This window comes from Streptodolium elevatio, assembly GCF_040649515.1.
Taxonomy (GTDB): Bacteria; Actinomycetota; Actinomycetes; order Streptomycetales; family Streptomycetaceae; genus Yinghuangia; species Yinghuangia elevatio.
This window is the reverse complement of the sequence record NZ_JBEZFP010000034.1, coordinates 12840-29932: the sequence shown is the minus strand read 5'-3', so window position 1 is coordinate 29932 and position 17093 is coordinate 12840. Positions and strand designations below refer to the sequence as shown.

At 71.4% G+C, this 17093-nt stretch carries 22 protein-coding genes and 1 pseudogene; 7 read left to right on the top strand and 16 right to left on the bottom strand.

Features of this window, described 5'->3' with window-relative positions:
- Positions 1 to 36 precede the first annotated feature (36 nt).
- From AB0C36_RS15705 to AB0C36_RS15685, 5 genes are all read right to left on the bottom strand, one after another.
- Positions 37 to 1338 carry a hypothetical protein gene (locus AB0C36_RS15705; RefSeq protein WP_358354064.1) on the bottom strand — a complete coding sequence of 434 codons (1302 nt, stop codon included), beginning with the start codon at positions 1336 to 1338 and terminating at the stop codon, positions 37 to 39.
- A gap of 284 nt (positions 1339 to 1622) precedes the next feature.
- A complete protein-coding gene (locus AB0C36_RS15700; protein ID WP_358354062.1) occupies positions 1623 to 2747 on the bottom strand; it encodes a TolB-like translocation protein in 1125 nt (374 codons plus the stop codon).
- A gap of 263 nt (positions 2748 to 3010) precedes the next feature.
- Positions 3011 to 3376 (bottom strand): hypothetical protein, encoded by a 366-nt coding sequence (locus AB0C36_RS15695; RefSeq protein ID WP_358354060.1) that lies wholly within the window; start codon positions 3374 to 3376, stop codon positions 3011 to 3013.
- Between the two features lie 28 nt (positions 3377 to 3404).
- The gene (locus AB0C36_RS15690) at positions 3405 to 4136 is read right to left on the bottom strand and encodes a hypothetical protein (protein WP_358354058.1); all 732 of its coding nucleotides are present in this window, start codon (positions 4134 to 4136) and stop codon (positions 3405 to 3407) included.
- A 191-nt stretch (positions 4137 to 4327) separates the two neighbouring features.
- A complete protein-coding gene (locus AB0C36_RS15685; RefSeq protein WP_358354055.1) occupies positions 4328 to 4609 on the bottom strand; it encodes a hypothetical protein in 282 nt (93 codons plus the stop codon).
- Positions 4610 to 4982: 373 nt separating this feature from the next.
- On the opposite strand from AB0C36_RS15685, the gene AB0C36_RS15680 reads away from it, so the two are divergent.
- Positions 4983 to 5597: a tetratricopeptide repeat protein gene (locus AB0C36_RS15680; RefSeq protein ID WP_358354054.1), complete on the top strand. Its 615-nt coding sequence runs from the start codon at positions 4983 to 4985 to the stop codon at positions 5595 to 5597.
- Positions 5598 to 5691: 94 nt separating this feature from the next.
- Here the strand turns inward: AB0C36_RS15680 and AB0C36_RS15675 are convergent, their stop codons facing one another.
- A complete protein-coding gene (locus AB0C36_RS15675) occupies positions 5692 to 6288 on the bottom strand; it encodes a DUF6461 domain-containing protein (protein WP_358354051.1) in 597 nt (198 codons plus the stop codon).
- 595 nt (positions 6289 to 6883) lie between these two features.
- Positions 6884 to 7690, bottom strand: a complete 807-nt coding sequence (locus AB0C36_RS15670; protein ID WP_358354149.1) for a hypothetical protein — start codon at positions 7688 to 7690, stop codon at positions 6884 to 6886.
- A 184-nt stretch (positions 7691 to 7874) separates the two neighbouring features.
- On the opposite strand from AB0C36_RS15670, the gene AB0C36_RS15665 reads away from it, so the two are divergent.
- Positions 7875 to 8213: a hypothetical protein gene (locus AB0C36_RS15665; RefSeq protein WP_358354147.1), complete on the top strand. Its 339-nt coding sequence runs from the start codon at positions 7875 to 7877 to the stop codon at positions 8211 to 8213.
- Positions 8214 to 8267: 54 nt separating this feature from the next.
- Here AB0C36_RS15665 and AB0C36_RS15660 read toward each other — a convergent pair.
- The 4 genes and pseudogenes from AB0C36_RS15660 to AB0C36_RS15645 form a co-directional block, all read right to left on the bottom strand.
- Positions 8268 to 8468, bottom strand: a pseudogene (locus tag AB0C36_RS15660) (GntR family transcriptional regulator); the annotation flags it as partial.
- Positions 8469 to 8682: 214 nt separating this feature from the next.
- Entirely contained in the window at positions 8683 to 9168 is a 486-nt protein-coding gene (locus tag AB0C36_RS15655) for a hypothetical protein (protein WP_358354049.1), read from the bottom strand.
- A 374-nt stretch (positions 9169 to 9542) separates the two neighbouring features.
- Entirely contained in the window at positions 9543 to 9926 is a 384-nt protein-coding gene (locus AB0C36_RS15650) for a hypothetical protein (protein WP_358354047.1), read from the bottom strand.
- An 11-nt stretch (positions 9927 to 9937) separates the two neighbouring features.
- On the bottom strand, positions 9938 to 10216 hold the full coding sequence (locus tag AB0C36_RS15645; protein ID WP_358354046.1) for a hypothetical protein: 279 nt from the start codon (positions 10214 to 10216) through the stop codon (positions 9938 to 9940).
- A gap of 523 nt (positions 10217 to 10739) precedes the next feature.
- On the opposite strand from AB0C36_RS15645, the gene AB0C36_RS15640 reads away from it, so the two are divergent.
- Complete coding sequence (locus AB0C36_RS15640) at positions 10740 to 11363, top strand: hypothetical protein (protein WP_358354044.1); 624 nt, start codon at positions 10740 to 10742, stop codon at positions 11361 to 11363.
- Here AB0C36_RS15640 and AB0C36_RS15635 read toward each other — a convergent pair.
- Positions 11342 to 11620, bottom strand: a complete 279-nt coding sequence (locus AB0C36_RS15635) for a hypothetical protein (RefSeq protein ID WP_358354042.1) — start codon at positions 11618 to 11620, stop codon at positions 11342 to 11344. The genes AB0C36_RS15640 and AB0C36_RS15635 overlap by 22 nt on opposite strands.
- Before the next feature lie 262 nt (positions 11621 to 11882).
- Positions 11883 to 12347: a hypothetical protein gene (locus AB0C36_RS15630; protein ID WP_358354039.1), complete on the bottom strand. Its 465-nt coding sequence runs from the start codon at positions 12345 to 12347 to the stop codon at positions 11883 to 11885.
- 142 nt (positions 12348 to 12489) lie between these two features.
- Here AB0C36_RS15630 and AB0C36_RS15625 point away from each other — a divergent pair, with 142 nt between their 5' ends.
- The 4 genes from AB0C36_RS15625 (at position 12490) to AB0C36_RS15610 (ending at position 13911) form a co-directional block, all read left to right on the top strand.
- On the top strand, positions 12490 to 12717 hold the full coding sequence (locus tag AB0C36_RS15625) for a hypothetical protein (RefSeq protein WP_358354037.1): 228 nt from the start codon (positions 12490 to 12492) through the stop codon (positions 12715 to 12717).
- Positions 12714 to 13250 (top strand): DUF6624 domain-containing protein, encoded by a 537-nt coding sequence (locus AB0C36_RS15620; RefSeq protein WP_358354035.1) that lies wholly within the window; start codon positions 12714 to 12716, stop codon positions 13248 to 13250. Before AB0C36_RS15625 ends, AB0C36_RS15620 begins: the two co-directional genes overlap by 4 nt.
- 102 nt (positions 13251 to 13352) lie before the next feature.
- The gene (locus AB0C36_RS15615) at positions 13353 to 13646 is read left to right on the top strand and encodes a hypothetical protein (RefSeq protein WP_358354033.1); all 294 of its coding nucleotides are present in this window, start codon (positions 13353 to 13355) and stop codon (positions 13644 to 13646) included.
- Between the two features lie 7 nt (positions 13647 to 13653).
- A complete protein-coding gene (locus tag AB0C36_RS15610) occupies positions 13654 to 13911 on the top strand; it encodes a hypothetical protein (RefSeq protein WP_358354031.1) in 258 nt (85 codons plus the stop codon).
- A 48-nt stretch (positions 13912 to 13959) separates the two neighbouring features.
- Here AB0C36_RS15610 and AB0C36_RS15605 read toward each other — a convergent pair whose 3' ends face one another.
- The 3 genes from AB0C36_RS15605 to AB0C36_RS15595 all read right to left on the bottom strand — a co-directional run bounded on the left by AB0C36_RS15605 (position 13960) and on the right by AB0C36_RS15595 (position 16999).
- A complete protein-coding gene (locus tag AB0C36_RS15605) occupies positions 13960 to 14616 on the bottom strand; it encodes a hypothetical protein (protein ID WP_358354028.1) in 657 nt (218 codons plus the stop codon).
- 1179 nt (positions 14617 to 15795) lie between these two features.
- Positions 15796 to 15966: a hypothetical protein gene (locus AB0C36_RS15600; RefSeq protein WP_358354026.1), complete on the bottom strand. Its 171-nt coding sequence runs from the start codon at positions 15964 to 15966 to the stop codon at positions 15796 to 15798.
- Positions 15953 to 16999: a hypothetical protein gene (locus tag AB0C36_RS15595; protein ID WP_358354024.1), complete on the bottom strand. Its 1047-nt coding sequence runs from the start codon at positions 16997 to 16999 to the stop codon at positions 15953 to 15955. The genes AB0C36_RS15600 and AB0C36_RS15595 overlap by 14 nt, the downstream gene beginning before the upstream one ends.
- Positions 17000 to 17093: the final 94 nt, after the last annotated feature.

The window sequence follows — 17093 nt, the reverse complement described above, 5'->3', positions numbered from 1 at the left end:
CTACGGCATGGGCGCCCCCTCGTCGAACCGGACCGCTCAGTACTTGAACATCCCTTCGGTCCCGCTGCGCAGCAGCAGGGTCCAGGTCTCGGCGAGACGCCGGTACGCGGCGTACTGCGCTTGGCCCAGGACCAGCGTGTCGCCTGCGGCCCTCCTGCGCAGGGCGTTGGCCAATCCGGGGTCGGGGGTGTGGGCGAGGATCGCGAGCAGCCGGGCGAGTGCGTCGACCAGCCCGACCGGGCCCAGGGTGCGGGCTTCTTCGCCGGTGTCGGCGACTTGGCCGAGGAGGTCGAGGAGTTGGTCGTCGCGCCGGCCAGCCAGTGCGGAGCGCAGTTCCTCGAGGGCGTGCCACAGGACCGCGAGGTCGTCTGGGTCGATGTGCACCGCGTGCACCGGCACGAGGGCGCGCGCTCCGTCCGGTGCGGCGAGCCAGTCGGAGCTGGCGTCGGCGGGGCGGCGTACCGGTTCTGGGAGCGCGGCCCAGATCCGGCCGAAGGCGTCGTACGCCTGCTCCAGCGCGAAGGTGTCCGGGACCTTCCACTGCCCGAACTCCTCGGCGTCGTCCGGGTCCACGAGCCGCAAGCCCGACAACAGGGGTTCGTCGACCAGGCGCAGCAGCGCGGCCAGGTCCTCGTCCTCGGGCAGCAGCACCACCGGACGGGCCGCCTCCAAGACCGCGCGGCGCGCGGCGTAGGCACGCAGCTCCGCGGCATACAACCGGCGGTTCGCGGCGTCTTCCCGGTACCCCGCTGCATGCTCGGGATGGTCGTCCGCCCTTTCGGCGGCCGCCTCGTCGCGCCACGCGGCCACCTGGTCGATCCGGTCGGCGAGGGCGGATTCGTCGAACACCAGCGGCTCGGCGTCAGCTCGTGGGTCCATACGGCTCAGCTCGCGGTCCAGCCAGTCGATGACAGCGTCGAAGTCCTTGCGCACGCGGACTGCGCGGTGGCGTTCCCGGTCAAGCACCCTGGGGGAGCGGTCCTGCGCCAAGCGGCGAGTCCAGTCCTCGACGGCGGAACCGAAGCGCTCTTGCGCGGTCTGGCGGGCGACGCCGAGCTGGCGGCCGATCTCCGACCAGGCGGTGCCCCGTGCCCGTTCGTGCACCACTGCGGCGCGGTGGACTCCTTCCGCTGCGGCAACCAGTTTCGCGGACCGGGCCACCAGCGTCGCCTGCAGGTCGGACGGCGGATCCTGCACGGGATCGATGAACTGAATGGCTTGGCGCGCCACTGCGGCGGCGTCGGCCGACAGGGCGATCCGCGCCAAGGCCCGGTCGCTGTGGCCAGTCGGTGCCGATGGAACAGGGGCCTTGGACGCTGGTTCGGGATTCGCAGCCATGACCGAACCGTATGCCCGCCCCCCATGATCACGTCAGGATTTTCCTGACATTTACTGCGCGGCAGGCTAGGGGTGACGTATCGGCGAACGCAGGAATCAGGGGCTCCGTGGCTGGACGAAGCATGGGCCGTTCGGCGGAGAATCGCCGCGCCACCGCGTCGTCGCGACGCTGCGACACGCGTCCGCACCGAACTGGGATCGGTGCCGTTGCACACGTGACCGGCGTACCGGCTGCGCCTGCGAGTCGCAGTGAACAGCACTGTGCCGCGCCCGGGTTCTTGGTCCTACTCCCAGGCGACGATGTGCGGGGTGGCGCCCAGGAAGGAGGGCATGTCGCTGAGTTTGACCGGGACGGCGCCTGGGTGTGTCAGGTCGAGGGTGAACAGCGCCCAGTCGCCTGCACGGTACGCCAGGAACGCCATCCGTGTGCCGTCCGCGGACAAGGTGGCCTCGGTGTTGCCGCCCTCGTTCGGCGGGAGCAGGGGCTGCACGGCGTCGACCCGGTCGTAGCTGGCGGCCAGGGTCACCTGGAGCATGCCGTGCTGGTTCTCGCAGACGAACCGAGTGTCGTCGCGCCAGAAGCGGATCCGGCAGTCTCCCGGGACGGTCTGGCTGCCGGGCACAGCCCGGAACATGCCGCCGATGCGGAGATTGCGGGTCTGGTAGTCCTCGCCGGCGCGCCACAGGTAGACGCCGGACCCACTGAAGGTGTCGGAGGCGACCGCTGCGGTGCCGGACGGGTTGACGGCGGCGGGAACGGGGCTGCCGTTGACAGCGGGCGTCAGCCACGCGGTGTTCCCATGCAGGACGAACGCGCGGGCAGGCGCGGCGCCCTGGTCGACCTGCGCGGCGGGCGGCGCGGTGACGTCGCGGGAGGTGATGCGGCCGTCGGCGGTGCGGCTCCACAGGATGTCGGTGCCGGGCTGGAACTGCACGAGGCTGTCGCGGGCGACGGACCCGAACGCGTCAGGGTCGGCTGCGGTGTACGAGGCGCCGGTGCGCAGGTCGTACGCGGTGGCCTGCGCGCCTTGGTTACCGGGTCCGGGGGCGGTGCCGGCGATAGCGGTCAGCTCGCGGTTGAGCAGTGCGCGCATCATCGGTTGTGAGTACCGCGAGCCGAGTAGGTCGCCGCACAGGTGCTCCAAGCCGACGGTCCCGCCGGGCAGGGCCACGCGGTGGAACGTGGCCGGACGTCCGGTGTCAGCTGCCACGGATGTGGTCACCAGTTGGGCGACGGAGTCGCTCGAGCGTCCGTCGCTGCACATCGCCACCGCGATCCCGCCGGGTATGAACACCTGCTCCGCGTCCGCGTCCTTGCCGGGTGCGCTCGCGGCGGCGGGGTTGCTCGCCGCACTTCCGGTGGCGGTGTCACCTCCGGAGCTGTCGCAGCCGACTCCCATCATTGCCACCGCGGCCAGCATGCCCGCGTACCGACGCCACACCGTCAACGCACCCCCGTGGTCTTTGGACTTGCCGCGACCCTACTGTCGGCCCGCGCCAGCGGCCGCCGCCCGGTGCTCGAAGAACCTTGGGGGCCTGCTCGATGCAGGTGCGGGCGCGGGGTGAGCGCTCTGCCCGGCCTTCTCGGCGCGTTCTGCGCCTTGGTAGGCGCCAAGCCGGAGCGGTTGCGACTCAAAAGCGCAGTCACTCTGGAGGAGGACGACAGAAGGCGTTACGCGGCCACCCATTCGTTGCCGGAGCCGAGCCAGGCACCGCGCCAGGCGGCACCGTCCCATCCGTAGGCGGCGGTGAACGTCGCGTACCAGCGGTTCGTGCCGCAGAGCCTGGTGCCGTGCAGCCGGTTCTGCAGCCGGACCGTCTCGGCTGGAGCTTCGTTGCGGCGTGGTCCAAGACGGCTGCATTCAAACCACTGCCTCGTGGCCATGTTGTAGGCCAAGACCACCTGCTCGACCGACAGCCAGCCGGTGGGCTTGAGGACGCCGCCGTAGCAGGCACTGCTGTCGTAGCCGATCGTCGTGCTGTAGAACGCCCCACTGCGCAGGCCGGCGAAGGCCGACGAGACGACGCCGACGCACATGTGGGGGCCCGCGTAGGTCCTTTGGATGTCAGAGGTCGCGGCGGGGACTTCGCCAGTGAACCCGACCCCGAGGCTGATGGCAGCGGCTGTGGCGGCGACACCGCGGGCAATACGACGATTCATGTGTTCCTCCACGATGGGTACGAGACACCGGTGCATCGGCACGGGGATCCGGTCCCCGAACCGGCACGCCGTTCAGGGCCGTCCTGCTTTGCAGCGCGCTGCGGTTGACTGGATCGTCGCGGGCTTCGTCGGGGAAGCGCCGGATCAGTAGTGACACCGCCGCCAGGCCAAGCACCGACTGGAGATCAGCCTCATGCTTGAGGCTCGACCGCAGGCAGCGCCCAACGAGCAGCAGCCGCTGGCGGTGAACGTCGCCGAGCGCCACGCGGACCTCCAGTCCGTCGCCGCGCTCCCCCGCCCCCAGATCCACACCGACTGGAATGAGGACGTCGAGGTGGAACTGCGTAGACGCCGCGGTGTTCGGGCACGTGTGCGCGGCCGGTGTCGGTGGTCGTGAGGATCCGTGCCGGTGAGTGCGGTCGTGGTGTTCGGCGTAGCCGCGTTCCTTCGGGGCGTCGGGCGCCTTGTCGCTCCTGGTGACGTCGCGCGGGTCGAGGCATTGGGGTGCGGTGGCGACGAGCAGTTTGACTGCGAGTTCGGGGAGCAGACCGTGGTCGGGCCGGGCTTCGGGTGCGCGAGTGACGGCGTCCTCGATGCCGCATTGCAGCACATGGGCCCTACCGGTGGTCTGCGTCAACCGGCGCGGAGTCGGCTCTCGTATTCACGGCGGGCCGTGTGCTGTGCGGGGACCCGTGGGTGCTTCGAGGAGCCGGCAGTGGTTGTTCAAGAACTCGCGGTGGAGTGAAGGGACGGCGCTGACGCGTAGGGTCACCGCCGCGGCTTCGCCGCGTTAGCCGTACATCACGGGTGCCGCAGCCAGCGAATCCGTCAGCGCTTCGGGGAACGGGAGGTTCGGCGCAAACTCTTCCTCGGCCAGCAGGTCGCCTGCCACGGCGTCAGCTTCGGGCGCGGCACGCCGTCCGGAGCGAGCCCGACGCGCTGCAACGCGGGCGTGAGGCGCTCGGTGTTGCTCGGGGTCGGGGTGCACCGCGGGTCCTCGTCGAGGAGCATCGCGTACAGAAGGGCCAGGAACCACGCGTCGTCGAACCGGTGGTGGGTGTGCGGTTGCACGTAGTGGTCGCGGATCCAGGCCGCGCGGTGCCGGGGCACGTGCGCGGCCCGGCAAGTTTCCCACCCGGTGCGGGATTCCCGCGAGTTCAGGTCTTCTGCACGCCCGGTCTGACGAACGCGAGGGGGGCATGCGGGTTGCACGACGGTCCGGCCGTGGGTCTGCAAGGGGTGTCGACGTACGACCTGCGTTCCCGGGGGCGGCATTTTCGGTTGAGTTCGCTGTTCCGACCGAAGACACTGCGCAACGCGGGGTGGTGCGCCGTCGTGGTGTCACCGACACGACGAGATGGGGCTGGGCGCGTTGGTGGACATCCGGTCGTCTGCACCTGGGGCAGGCTGGGCGAGGTATGACGCTGCGCGTCGGGAACGCGCGGCGGTGCATCGAGAGGGGAGCCGTGCCTCCGTCGAAGAGTTGACGCGTTCCCACGGGCCGGACGCCCCCGAGACCTTGGAAGCGTGGGGCAGCCTGGCCTGGTGGACAGGGGCGGCCGGTGATGCGGCGGGGGCCCGTGACCTGGCGGCCGTGTGGTCTGCGGACACGGCACGCGCTTGTGGACCCGAAGATCCCGAGGTACTCGGTGCCCGTGGCGAACACGCGCACTGGACCGGCGAGGCCGGAGACCCCGCGACCGCCCGCGACCTGCTGTCAATCCTGGTCGAGCAGCACGCCCGGTTGCTGCAGGAACGCGCCACACCCGCCGACGTCCTCGAGCCCCTGAGGGGGCCAGCGCTCTACTGGCGCATCAAGCACGCCTACTGGACGGGAATGGCCGGCGACCCGGCCGCCGCCCGAGACCTGTACGCGGAACTCCTCCCGGACATGGCCCGCGTCCACGGCCCGCGGCACGGCAACACGGTGGACGCCTATATCGAGGCCGCCCGATGGGTGGGCGAAGCTGGCGACCCGGCCGCCGCTCGCGACCTCTACGCGAAGCTGATCGAAGCCCTTACCCGTTGGAGGGACCCCGTCGCACACGACTTGGCCGAGCACCACGCGTGGTGGGCGACCCGTGCACGCTCAGACTGACCAGAGCGCCGGAACTCACGCATCGAACGCTGGCCGCGTTCACTTGGCTGGGGACGCACATGTGTACGCCGACAAGGAGTCGACTGCGCGGCACCTATTCGCCGATGGCAAAGCGGAGGGTCGCAGAAAGCGCGGGGGCGGTGTCGAAGATCCCCGGAGCGAGGCGGATTCCGGTAATCGACTCGGCCAAGGCCATCGTCTGGGAGCGCCAGTGCAGCGGTTCGTCGTCGTCGACGTTGTCGAAGTCGTGATCCGGATCAAGGCCTGCACGGCGCATATCGTCGACGAGGCGGTCGGGGTGGAGTCCGAAACGGTCGCTAGGGTCAACCGCGTCGAAGTCTGTCCACGTCTTGCCGTCAACGACGTGCCGGAAGCGGCAGTGGCCCATCACGTTGTAGGTAAGCATGACGACCTCGGTGCCGATCGACAGGCGCTTGACCGCCGTGTCGACGAACGCCTCGAACCCGTGCCCCTCCATGGCCAGGGCCCACCCTCCCAGGTCGTAGACGCCTACCCGGTCCGCGTCGTCCGGCAAAGCATCGGGCCTGGCCCCGGTCACGGACTTGGGGGCGGCAAGACGCCGGAGGACCTCGGCAGGTGCGAGTCCACGAGTGAACATCAACGTGTAGTGGTGCGGGGGGCGGTCCGCCTCAAACCAGGCATACACCTCCGGAGCGGGAACGGTCGACATGTCATGGAGTATGGCGCTGCGGAACGACAGTGCGCGGCTTCCCTGACACTCGCCACGAAGGTTCTCGACGACATCGACGCTCAGTCCGTCGCGTGGGACCGGACTCCATCGGCATAACGAACGGCCGTGCTCGTGGTCATGTTGAACAACGTGGCCGAGTGGAGAGGGTCGCCGCGGGTGGCCGCAGCTCCGGACGCAGGGCGCGTACCGCGGCCAAGCCCATGCACGCCCCCAGCTCACCCTGCGACCCGATCCGTCGGGATTCACATTCAGGCAATCAGGAATCGTGAAACCTCTTCAGCGCTTCCTAGACGCTTCACCCGAACGAGTCACACCCAGGCCACAGGCCAGAAGGACACCGCCACACAACAAGCAGCCGCGGGGAACTCGCGGAACCTGCTCCAGGCTTGCCTGCCAGGACGGCGACCAGGTCGCGCAGACGTGGCCGGGGTGCGGGCGGCCGTCACATCCGTGGTCACACGCGCTGGTCACGACCGGGTACAACACCGGCGGCTCCTCGTCGGCGCGCTCCCGGTTCGCGGCGTCGTTGTGCGCGTCGCGGAGGGCCTGGGTCCGTCCTTGGGGCGGGTGCCGTTCACTCAGGCGGTCGGGCACCCGCCCCCCCGGCCTCGCCGGCCGCGTCGGGGGCGTTCGAGCCGACAGACGTGCTGTCATCCAACCCGGTTGCAGAGTCGCCGAGTTCGGGGGCGTCGATGGCGGGATACAGCTGCCGGTACGCGGCGGCGTGGTCGGTGTAGTGGGCCCGGCCCTCGTCGGTGAAGTGGTACCAGGTGTACGCCCGGGAGCTGGACCACGTCCGGTTGCTCCAGTGGTCGTGCAGGGTGACCGGCACGTGCCGGGTCACCGAGCGCAGGTAGGGGCGGTTGCCGCGTCGTCCCGCCCAGCCGGCGCAGAGGTACAGGTGAGCGTCGCCGAACAGGTCCTCCTCGGGCAGGCCGACGTCGCCGGCGCGGGCGACCTTGGTCATCTCCCGCCACAGCCACTGCGACACCGCCCAGCGCGGCTTGCGCGGCGGCGCGGGAATCGCGTGTCCGACGCGGGCAGCGGCTCGCCCGGCCCGGGTTAGCCACACGTAGACCGGGTCGGCGAGCAGGCCCGCTACGGTCTCGGTCTCGATCAACCCCCGCGCGCGCAGCGCCGCCAACGTCGCCCCGGCACCCGAGTCATACACCCCGGCACCCCGCAGCCGACTCACCACTGGGGAATACGGGGAGTTGAAGTCGATACGCCGCCACACCCGCGCCGGGGGAGTGCGCACGCCCCGCGCGCTGTCGCGGCGGTTCACCTCCTCGGCCGCCTGGTCGGCGTCGAAAAGAGCGCTCAGGTAGATTCGCTGACGCGGGTTCAGCTCCGCCCACGCCCCGTCGGCCGCACTGCCCACCCCGAGCCCTTCGTCGCGGTCCTGCCGTTGCCGTCGGCTCCGTCCGCGGCCGTGTGATACGCGCGTGCCCGACGGCCCGGTCAAAAGGGCGGCAGTGCGCCGTCGCCATCGCCACCGGCCGGACCGCGGAACCGGTCGGCCAGATCCGTGCGGCCACATCCTCGTCCGGCGGGGCCGCGCCGCCGTGGACGGCGATGCCGACCTGGTGCTCGGGGCGGCGGCCGCCGTGGTCGAGGACGGACCGCGCCGCCGCGATCAGGTGGTCGTCGGCGTCATCGGATCCGGAGCCGACCATGCGACGGGCCGCGGCGAGGAACGCCTCGCTCATCCACCGCAGGACGTGGCGGTCCAGCGCCACCAGCGCGGAGACCTCCACGCGCCGCGGCGGCATCACCTTCTCCGGGTCAGTGTGCGGGTCGCCCCATCGGGGGTCGCCGCCGACCTCCACGCTCGGGCTGTCGTCGGGGCGGAAAGTGGTGGCGGCCAGGGACCGGCACACCTCGGCGGCCGCAAACAGGTCTAGTACCGGGTTGGGCCCGAAGCGGGACCGGCGCGGGTCGAGGGCGAACGTGCCGCGACCGCGTTCGCCGTGGGACAGTCCGGCCGCGGCGAGCTTGGCCAACGCCGAGGACGCCGTGCCCATCGCCACCCCGTACGCAGCCATCAAGTCCTTCTGAGACGGCAGGCGTTCACCTGGCCGGATCAGCCGCTGATGGATGGCCAGGGCCAGGTCCGCCGCGATGCGCTCAGCCGGGCCCAGCACCGTTGTTGTCACCATGACCCCTATTCTATCCAACCAATCTAGATCACATGCGTAACCCTTTTCTGCAGACCCCGGCCGTCGACGATGACGGTGCCAGGGCATTTCTTTCGGATCACTGTGCGGCCCAGATCAGGTCGCCGGCCCGAGCCAATGGCTGGGGGCCCATGCGGAGCACCTGAACTCTGCCCTCGCAGAGGGGTTCTCCGTAGAGGTTCACATGATGTAGCGGTCACGCCCTGGTGCCGTCGTGCTGTCGTCGGTCGCAGGCGGTCGCCACGGCCAGCCATCCGTCCACGTCGCGCGGGGCGGGCACGCGCGCGTCCATCAGCTGGTGTCCGTGCTCGGGCGCGAACCGGCCGACGTCGTGCGGGAACCGGTAGCGCCAGCCGTCGACCTGGTCGCAGGACAGCCGCAGCCACGCGGGCGGGTGCTCGCTGCCGGACGCGGGTTCGGGGCCGTCGTGGACCTCGACCACGATGTCCAGCAACGGCACTTCCGCGGCGGGACCGGCGTCGGTGCCGCCTTCGGCGGTCACCGCGCGGCCGGGGGTGTGGTCGACGATCACGGTCACGTGCTCGCCCAGCGGGGCGATCGCCTCGCCGACGGCCGTGGCATAGCCCGCGTGCGCCAACGCTGCCGCTCGATGCCCGGCGTGGCGCCCTGCGGCGTGCTGTGCCTGCGTGTGCTGCTCCATGGTCTCCACGCCCGTGCCCAACGAGCAGCCCCTTCCCGGGGCCCCGTCTGGGAGATCACGCCTTGGTTGCGGCTCGCATCCGCCGGGGGTCGGGCCCGGCGGTGTGGTCGACCGCCGAGCCCGACCCGGCTACGGCGGCCCGGACGCTCGGGGGATGACGTCCGGGGCCGCCGTGCGGGAAGGCCGCGCGCCGGCAGGGGGAGTGCGGGGCACGCGGGCGCACAACCGTGCGGCATACGGTCTGAATCCCGTGGCGCCGTACGCCTTCCCGAACACCCACGGTAGGCACGGCCGACGGCGCAGGCACGGCGCCGCGCCTGATCAAAACCGTTCAGTTCGCGTCGAGTTGCCGCAGGTCGCTACGAGATGCTCAGCGGATCGCCGGTGCCGGCCGGTCACGCGTCGAGGGCCTGGTCCAGTTCGGCGCGCTGCCGCTTCTCGCCGACGACGACCTGCCCCCAGGAGCCCAGCCGAGCGGAGACTGCTGCGGGCAACTCGGCGCCGTCGAGCCGGGATTCGACCTCCTCTAACGCCTCACGGTAAACGCGGGGTGTGCCGGGGCGCCCCAGATCACGGCGCACCATGCCCTGCAGTTCGCGCAGGCTGGCCGGGGTGATCGGCCACGTGCCGCCGAGCATCTTGCTCGCCCGGGCCTCGTACGGAGCCCTGCCCCGGCGCGGCCGGGCCGCCAGGTGGTCGGCCAGCCCGAGCAGCCTCCCCACGACCACCAGCGGCTCCTCCTCACCCGCGCCGGGCGGCCGCTTAAGGATCCTCGACACCCCCGGCTGGCTCAGCTCGGCAACCTCCGCGATACGTGTCTGCCGCCACCCCAGCTGGGTGTAGAGGTTGTGAACGAGGGCGAGGCGCTGCTCGCCTCGCCGTCCGCGATGCGCGCGTTCAGGTGTGCGAACAGGTCCCGGGCGTGCTCGTCGCTCATGCCTCCGCCCGGCTGCCCGGGGAACCGGTCCAGGATCGCGGCCACGTCCTCGTCACTCGCGTCGTCGGGGATCTCCGGCATCACGTAGCCGTAGGGGAGTTCGACGTCCTCGGCGGCGGGCGTCACAGGCACGGGGCTCCTCCATCACTCGCTATAACCAAGTTGTATAACTCGGCTATAGCGATGCCCGGGTGGCGCTCGCAGCAGATTCGCGAGAAACGACGCGCGGCGCCGATGCGGGGTGCGCGGTGTGGGGCGGCCCACGGAGGGTGACTTGCGTGATCCGGGGGCCGCAGTGCGGCGCCCCACGTCGGGCGACCGCACCACGACCTAGGTGAAGTCCCCTCTTCCGCCAACGCGTTGGTCCCCGGCACACTGTGGGGCCACCGGGCGCGGGGGATTCACCGGGGCGGTGCGGCCCGGACCTGCCAGGGACGGCGTTCCGGGCCGCGCCGCGGAACCGCCCGACGGCGCCGTCGGCGGTCGGTAGGGTGTGCGGTGGGGTGGCTCGCGGCCGCCCGCCGTCTCGCGCCGGAACTCGTGCCCACGCCCCGGCCCACGACCAAGGTGACGCCACCGCGCGGCAGTTCCACCGTCCCGCATCGACCGGGCCGACGCGAGCGTGGGCAGCGCGGCCGGGAAGCGTGCGTGTGTGATGGCCGGCCCGAACAAGCGCGAGATCAAGGCCCGCCGGCAGGCGACGGGCGAGACGTACATGCAGGCCCGGCGGCGCCTTGCCGAGGCGAACACCGGGCAGCACACCGTGGCGGCGGTCGGCTACCTCTTCTCGACCAGCCTGCCGTGCACCCCTACCCACACCCCGCCGCCCGGCGAGGTGACCACCTCGGAGGAAGTCCTAGCGGCCCTCGTCGCCAACAGCGCCGTGCGGCTGCGGCGGGAGGCGACGGGGGAGGTGTACCCGGCGTACGCCCACGCCGCCGTGCTGCCCACCGATCCGACGCCCGGCGCGGACAACGCCCCGGACGGCTGGTACTCCGCCGACGTGCTCGTGCTGGTCGGTGCCCGCCGCCCGTGGTCGACGCCCGAGGAGCCGGACATGGTGGAGACGGACGCGTACCGCGCCGCCCGCGACGCCGTCCTGGGCATGTGGCCGATCCCCGAGGAGTGGACCCCGGCCGCGCTGCCGCTCGACGTCGCGAAGATGTTCCGCCGGGGGACCGACGAGGACATCCCGCGGTTCGCCGCCACCGCGGTCGCGCGCGCGATGACCGTCGGCGGGGACCGCGACCTGGACCCCTACGGGGGCTCCGCGCAGTGACGCCCAGGAGGCGGTGGTGCGGGTGGGCGGCGCCTGCGTCCGGTGCCGGGCTGCCACGGGTGCGGGCCGCGCGGGGTCCCTGAGAGCCAGGCGCGGACGCCATCGTTGTCGGCGGACTCGCCGGCACTCACCCACGCTTCCCCGTCCCACCACTCCAGGACGAGTACGCCCGCGGCGGGGCGGGGACGGCGTACGCGGCGCGCACCGATGTACTCCCCGGGCTCACCCAGGAGTTCGTCCAGGCTGCCGTGGTCCACCAACGGCTCCCCTTCGTGCGGGTAGCCCCCGAACGGGCAGGCTACCGCCGCCGACCACGCTCCCACGCAGGCGGCGGGCGGACGTCGACTGCCTACGACGTGACCCAGGGCCAGAAGGGACAGCAGGCGGAAAACGTGATTCCCGAGTAGAAGCCTCCGCGCGGCCCGACCGCCCACCGGCATCCACGTCTGGCGGGCGTTGGGCCGTCCGGGGTACAACGACGGCCGCGGACACCCGATGCCCCGCCCCTGGGGTCGGTGCTCAGAAGCTGTGCAGAGTCTCGGTGGTCCAGCCGCCCGGCGCGTCCGGGTCGAAGGTCTTCGGGGCGGTGACCGCGATGTCGGCCTGGTGGCCGCTGGTGTGCGCGAGGGCGCGCAGCACCAGGCCGGTGCTGTGCCAGCCGAGCGCGCTGACCTCGGCCAACGCGACCGGGGTCCCCACGGCGAGGCTGGCCGCGATGCGCAGCATCAGCGTCTCCCCGGACGCACCCGGCAAGCGGGCGTCGACCGCGTCGCTCCAGCGGACCTTCGCGAGCGGGGTGTCGGTGACGTCCGCGTCGTCGGTGTAGTCGATGTACGCGCGGAAGTCGGCACGCCGGGGCCACACATCGTGCTCGACGAGCAGGGCGACGGCCGCCTCGCCGGGCAAGTGGCCGGCCGCGCCTGCGCGCAGCGCGGCGGTCAGCTGGTCGAGCGGAAGATCGGTCGCGGCAGGGGAGTTGGTCATGCTCGATTGTCCCCGGCCGCGGCGGTCCCCGGCGGAGATCCGCGGTATCGCGCAACTCGGGCGACCGTCCGGCCGCGGACCGACGTCCGGGTCGGCCAGACTGCCTGTATCCCCGTGATGCAGGGCCGAGCAGGAGGCGGACGTGGTCGAGTTCCAGGGACAGCAGTACGACCTCACCCACGCGGACGTCCACACGCGCATACGCGGACTGGCCCCCGAGGGCGGCAGGACGTACTTCGTGGAGGTCAACGGGAACATGTACCCGGTCAAGCAGGTCGCCCGCACCTGCACCGGGGTGCACCGGCAGCACACCCGCGAGTCGCAACGCTTCCTGCTCGCCCTCGGCTTCACCATCCACCAGGCCTCATGACGCAACCGCAGGAGCCGACGGTCGACGGCGGCACGCGGGACGAGGCGCTGCGCACGGAACTGCTCGCGCGCCGCGACCGGGACCAGCAGGCCCGCGAAGCGCTCAGCCCTGCGCCGAGCGACGAGGAATGGGCGCGGGTGACCGCCGTGGACGTGGACAACACCCCGTGGATAATGGCGGTGATCACCGAGCGGGGCTGGCCCGGGCGCAGCATGGTCGGCGAAGACGGGGCGACGGCCGCGTGGCTGCTGGTGCAGCACGCCCCGCTGGACGAGCAGTTGACCGCGCTGCCGCTGCTGGCGGCGGCCGTCGCGCGCGGCGAAGCGGCGTTCCGCGACCTGGCCTGGCTGTTGGACCGGGTGCGGATGCGGCTCGGGCTCCCGCAGGTCTTCGGGTCCCAGTTCACCCGCGACCAGCCGGACGACCCGTGGGAGGTGCATCCCAATGGAGCAGCCCGAGGCCGACGTCGACGCGCGGCGATCGGCGCCCGGCCGGTCGACGCCGACCGCCGCGCCCTCAACCATGGCGCCTGACGTGTGTGTCCCGGCCCCGCAGGCTGCCAGCCGGACTCCCTCCCCCAGCCGGGGCGCGGCGGCGTAGGCTGACCGATGACGCAATCGCAAGGGAGGAGCGGCATGTCGATCGGTGCGGATGCCACGTGGGACGCCATCGTCCACGGGCTCGACGACCCCGAACTGCGCGCCCAGTGCCAGCGCGACCTGATGCTCCGCCCCGTCGTGGAGACCCCTCGCCTCGCCGAAGCGTGGGCGGGCGTGGCCGCGGACCTGGCGGCCGCGAAGCAGCGCGCCGCCGAGATCGCCGCCCACCTGCGCGAGCACGGCACCCTCCCGGACGAGCTGACCGACGCCACCGACACCGTGGGCCACGACGCCGAGCAGGCCCGGCGGCTGGGGCGCGGAGCGGCGTGACCGACAGGTGAACTACCGCCTCTACCTGGACCACGGCGTCCACGAGACCTACCGGTCGCTGCCGGAACCCGTCCGCCAACGCCTCGCCGCGATGCTCGTCGACGCACTCATCGACCCCTTCGCCGCGACCCGGCCGTACGGCATCGGCGACGAAGGCGACGAGGTGGCGATGCGCCTGATGTCCGCCCCGGACCTGGTCGTCGTCCTCCTGGTCACCGCCACGAAGACCGTCACCGTGCTGTCCATCTCCTACCTGAACGTGTAGACCGAGCCAGAGGCCCGAGAAGAGAAAGCCCGCGAGGGCTGGTCTTCGTCAGTCCAGGTCGGCCGAGGCCAGGGAGACCGCAAGCGTGATGTGCGGGACGGCGTTCAGGCAGAGTTCCGCCGCCGTGCTCGGGTCCGGTGCGGTGCGCGCCTCCTGGAGTGCCAGCAGACCGGTCACCACCGCGGCGTCGACCGCCTCGTCGAGGACCTCCTCCACGGCGAGTTCGCCGCCGGCCGTCAACTCGCGCACCAGAGCGACCGCTTCCCCCGGATCGCTCCGCCAGCGGGCGGCGACATCGGAACCGGCGCTCGCCACGTCCATGGCGGCGGCCTGCTCCACCGTCGGCAGCGGCACACCGTCCCGGCCGGGGTCACCCTGGACGAACTCCTGAGCCTGCGCCACCGCACACCGCGACGCGTACATCCGCCGGGCCTGCGCCCGCTCCCACGCCACGGCGTCCGGCCACCGGGCGTCGTCCTCGGCACGGGCCCGGTCCAGCAGGTCGGCGGCGGCAAGGCTGACCTGGACGCACGGCCAGACACTCACCTCGACGGCCTCCTGGCCGGGCTCGGCGGCGGCGATGGGCCGGTACACCGCGTCGGCCGCCTCGGCGCAGGCTCCGATCAACGTGGTCAGCGCGGCGATCAGTCGTGCGTGGCGGCGGCGCCGCGCCGGCCGGGCCAGACGGTTTGATGTAGTGGTCACCTCCGCACTATGTCGCGCGGCGTTCCGCGATGCCGTCCGTTCTCGTGAACATCGCCCCAGCCGGGTACCGGACGAGCCCCGGACATCACGAGAACCGCCTTCACCCCTGGCGGCCATGGCCACGAGGGCGGCCCCGCGCGGCACCCGAGCGCCCGGGCCGCGCCGCGCCGCGCACCAAGTCGTGTGACCCAGATCACAAACGACCCCATAGGTGTCCCATTGGTGTCCCTTTGGTCATCGAAAGGTGTGTCAGCGCGTTTCGGGGACCACAGCCGCGGCGGCTGGGGGCGCGTCGTCTCCCCGCCATCGGGGCGCAGGGCCGGGATGACTCGTTAGGCTGTCTCACGCACAAACTCTCTTCTCCGTACCGGCGGTTCGACGACCCCCGGCCGGGGTCGTCGCCCCGGGACGCCCCACGCGTCGGGCGTCCTCGCCGACACGGAAAGGAGAGGGGTCGCGTTGCCGAAGCACCACTGGCGGCGTGACCGCAGGAGGATCGTTCGTCGTCTCGCGCAGCTGCTGCGCGACTGGTCCCCCTACGTGGTGCTGGTGATCAGCATCCTGTTCGGGGCCTGAACGACAGCGACCCCCACGTAGCAGCAACTACGTGAGGGCCTGCGGTGTCGCAAGAGTGGAGCCCGTCACTGGTTCGCGGCCTGGGGCGGGCTTCACGCGTGTCCGGCACACGTCCGGACGGGTAGGCGCCGTACCGCGGTACGGAGGTTCTACACATCCCCATCGTAGGCGATACGAGTATCGGAGACATCCGGGTCTTCGGAGGACTCAATTCGTGTTGCCGAAATGACCTGCAACCGATTGATGAAGGAATCTTTCTCCTTCATCGGAATCGGTCTGCGGCCGATCGGAAATCCGGCGGACGGTTTGAGGAACTTTGATTCATATCAAAAGGAAACAAACCATGCCGAAAGGTCCGCCCGAGATCCGGAAGTGAACCCGTACGACGGACGCCCTACCCGGCGTGCGGGGACAGCCCGGTGACGAGGACGCCGATCAGCGCGTACGGGTCGGTGTACTGGAACCCGGTCGGCGTCACACGACGCATCCTCAGCCCGGACGCCTGACACCGGCGTCTGGACCGAGGGCGGGCGGACGGCCGTACCCCCTCCCCCTGTCGGGGCGCGGCGGAGTATGAGGGCCCGGCTTCTCTCCGGGGGATCCCTACCTGGTGAGGTAGACGTACAGGGTTGGTCCGCCCACCAGGACGACCCACAACAAGAGCTTGTACGGCACCCGCTGCAGAGTGATATGCAGCCCGCCGGCCCGCAGTTCGAACGCCGGGCGGGGCAGGGAGACAGGATCCGGGGCGGGGTCCCGGTCAGGGCGCGGCATGAGCGGAACCCTCCTCGTGCGCGGCCGGCGGCCGCGGGGCGGCGAACGGGTCGAGGGAGACGCGAAGCCGGTGAGTGGCTGTCGCGTCCGCAGTGCTGAGGACACGCAGATCGCCGTTCTTGGCGTGGAGGTCCACGCGGAACTCGATCTCCACGTGCGTGGCGCCGGACTCGACCGGCCTCAGCACGTAGTCGCTGAACGTTCGGCGCACATGGTCGACGAGCGTGCCCACCCGCGCGTCGAAGTCGTCCGCCACGCGCCGGTCGTCGGCGTCACCGGCGGCCACGAGCATCCCCGCGGTGCCGCACGCCGGGTCGGTGATGGGCACCTCGGATCCGCCTGTCCCGCTGTCGCGCGCCAAGAGGTCGACCAGGGTTTTGGCGGCAACGGGTGTGTGGAACTGCGCGGACGCCGTCACCGGTGCGAGCTCGCGGTGGTCCGCACCACGGCGGGCGGAGGCCAAGACTTCCTCGGGCAGGGAGTCGTACCAGTCGACGACGGCGGCCACCTGTGAGGCATAGGGCAGGCTTGCGGCGTCCAGGTGCCCGGCGGCGCGGACGACCAAGTCCCGTACGCCTACGGCTTCATGCCCCGGACGGTATGGCCCTTTCGACCACGCGCCGCAGCCGCACCGGCACGGCTGGTCCGGTTCGAAGCGCTCGTCGGTGAAGTATCCGACCGCGTTGCGGCCGGACACCGGGTCGGGCTGGAGGTGGTAGGCGTCGAAGACCGGGTCGCCGGGGCCGAGCAGCTCCCCGCGGAAGGCCTTGCGCCCGGTGCGCGGATTGACGATCCAGCCGTCGACGCGGGCCACGGTGCGCACGACGCGGTCGCCGTTGCTGACGCCGACGACGTACGCCTGGCGTTCAGCCTCCCGCATCGCGAGCCGCCACCACGCCCGCATGCCGTCGAACGCCTCGGCGTCGCTCATTGATCTGTCCCAGCCGGCGAAGCGGCGCGGCACGGACGGGTCCTCGTGCGGCCGGTCCTCCTCGGGCACCTCGGGTCCGACGTACTGTCGCGCCCCGGTCAACACTCTCAGCACACCGACCGCCTTCACTCCGCGAACCTGTCGTGCGGGTTCCCATCGTGACGCCTCAGGGGTTGTGGCTTCAAGCTTCATAACG

What these genes read in the sequence shown, in the direction of transcription:
- AB0C36_RS15705 (WP_358354064.1), bottom strand. Translation starts at nt 1,338, where the DNA reads ATGGCTGCGAATCCCGAACCAGCGTCCAAGGCCCCTGTTCCATCGGCA.
- AB0C36_RS15695 (WP_358354060.1), bottom strand. Translation starts at nt 3,376, where the DNA reads ATGTGCGTCGGCGTCGTCTCGTCGGCCTTCGCCGGCCTGCGCAGTGGG.
- AB0C36_RS15675 (WP_358354051.1), bottom strand. Translation starts at nt 6,288, where the DNA reads ATGTCGACCGTTCCCGCTCCGGAGGTGTATGCCTGGTTTGAGGCGGAC.
- AB0C36_RS15640 (WP_358354044.1), top strand. Translation starts at nt 10,740, where the DNA reads ATGGCCGGCCCGAACAAGCGCGAGATCAAGGCCCGCCGGCAGGCGACG.
- AB0C36_RS15630 (WP_358354039.1), bottom strand. Translation starts at nt 12,347, where the DNA reads ATGACCAACTCCCCTGCCGCGACCGATCTTCCGCTCGACCAGCTGACC.
- AB0C36_RS15620 (WP_358354035.1), top strand. Translation starts at nt 12,714, where the DNA reads ATGACGCAACCGCAGGAGCCGACGGTCGACGGCGGCACGCGGGACGAG.
- AB0C36_RS15615 (WP_358354033.1), top strand. Translation starts at nt 13,353, where the DNA reads ATGTCGATCGGTGCGGATGCCACGTGGGACGCCATCGTCCACGGGCTC.
- AB0C36_RS15600 (WP_358354026.1), bottom strand. Translation starts at nt 15,966, where the DNA reads ATGCCGCGCCCTGACCGGGACCCCGCCCCGGATCCTGTCTCCCTGCCC.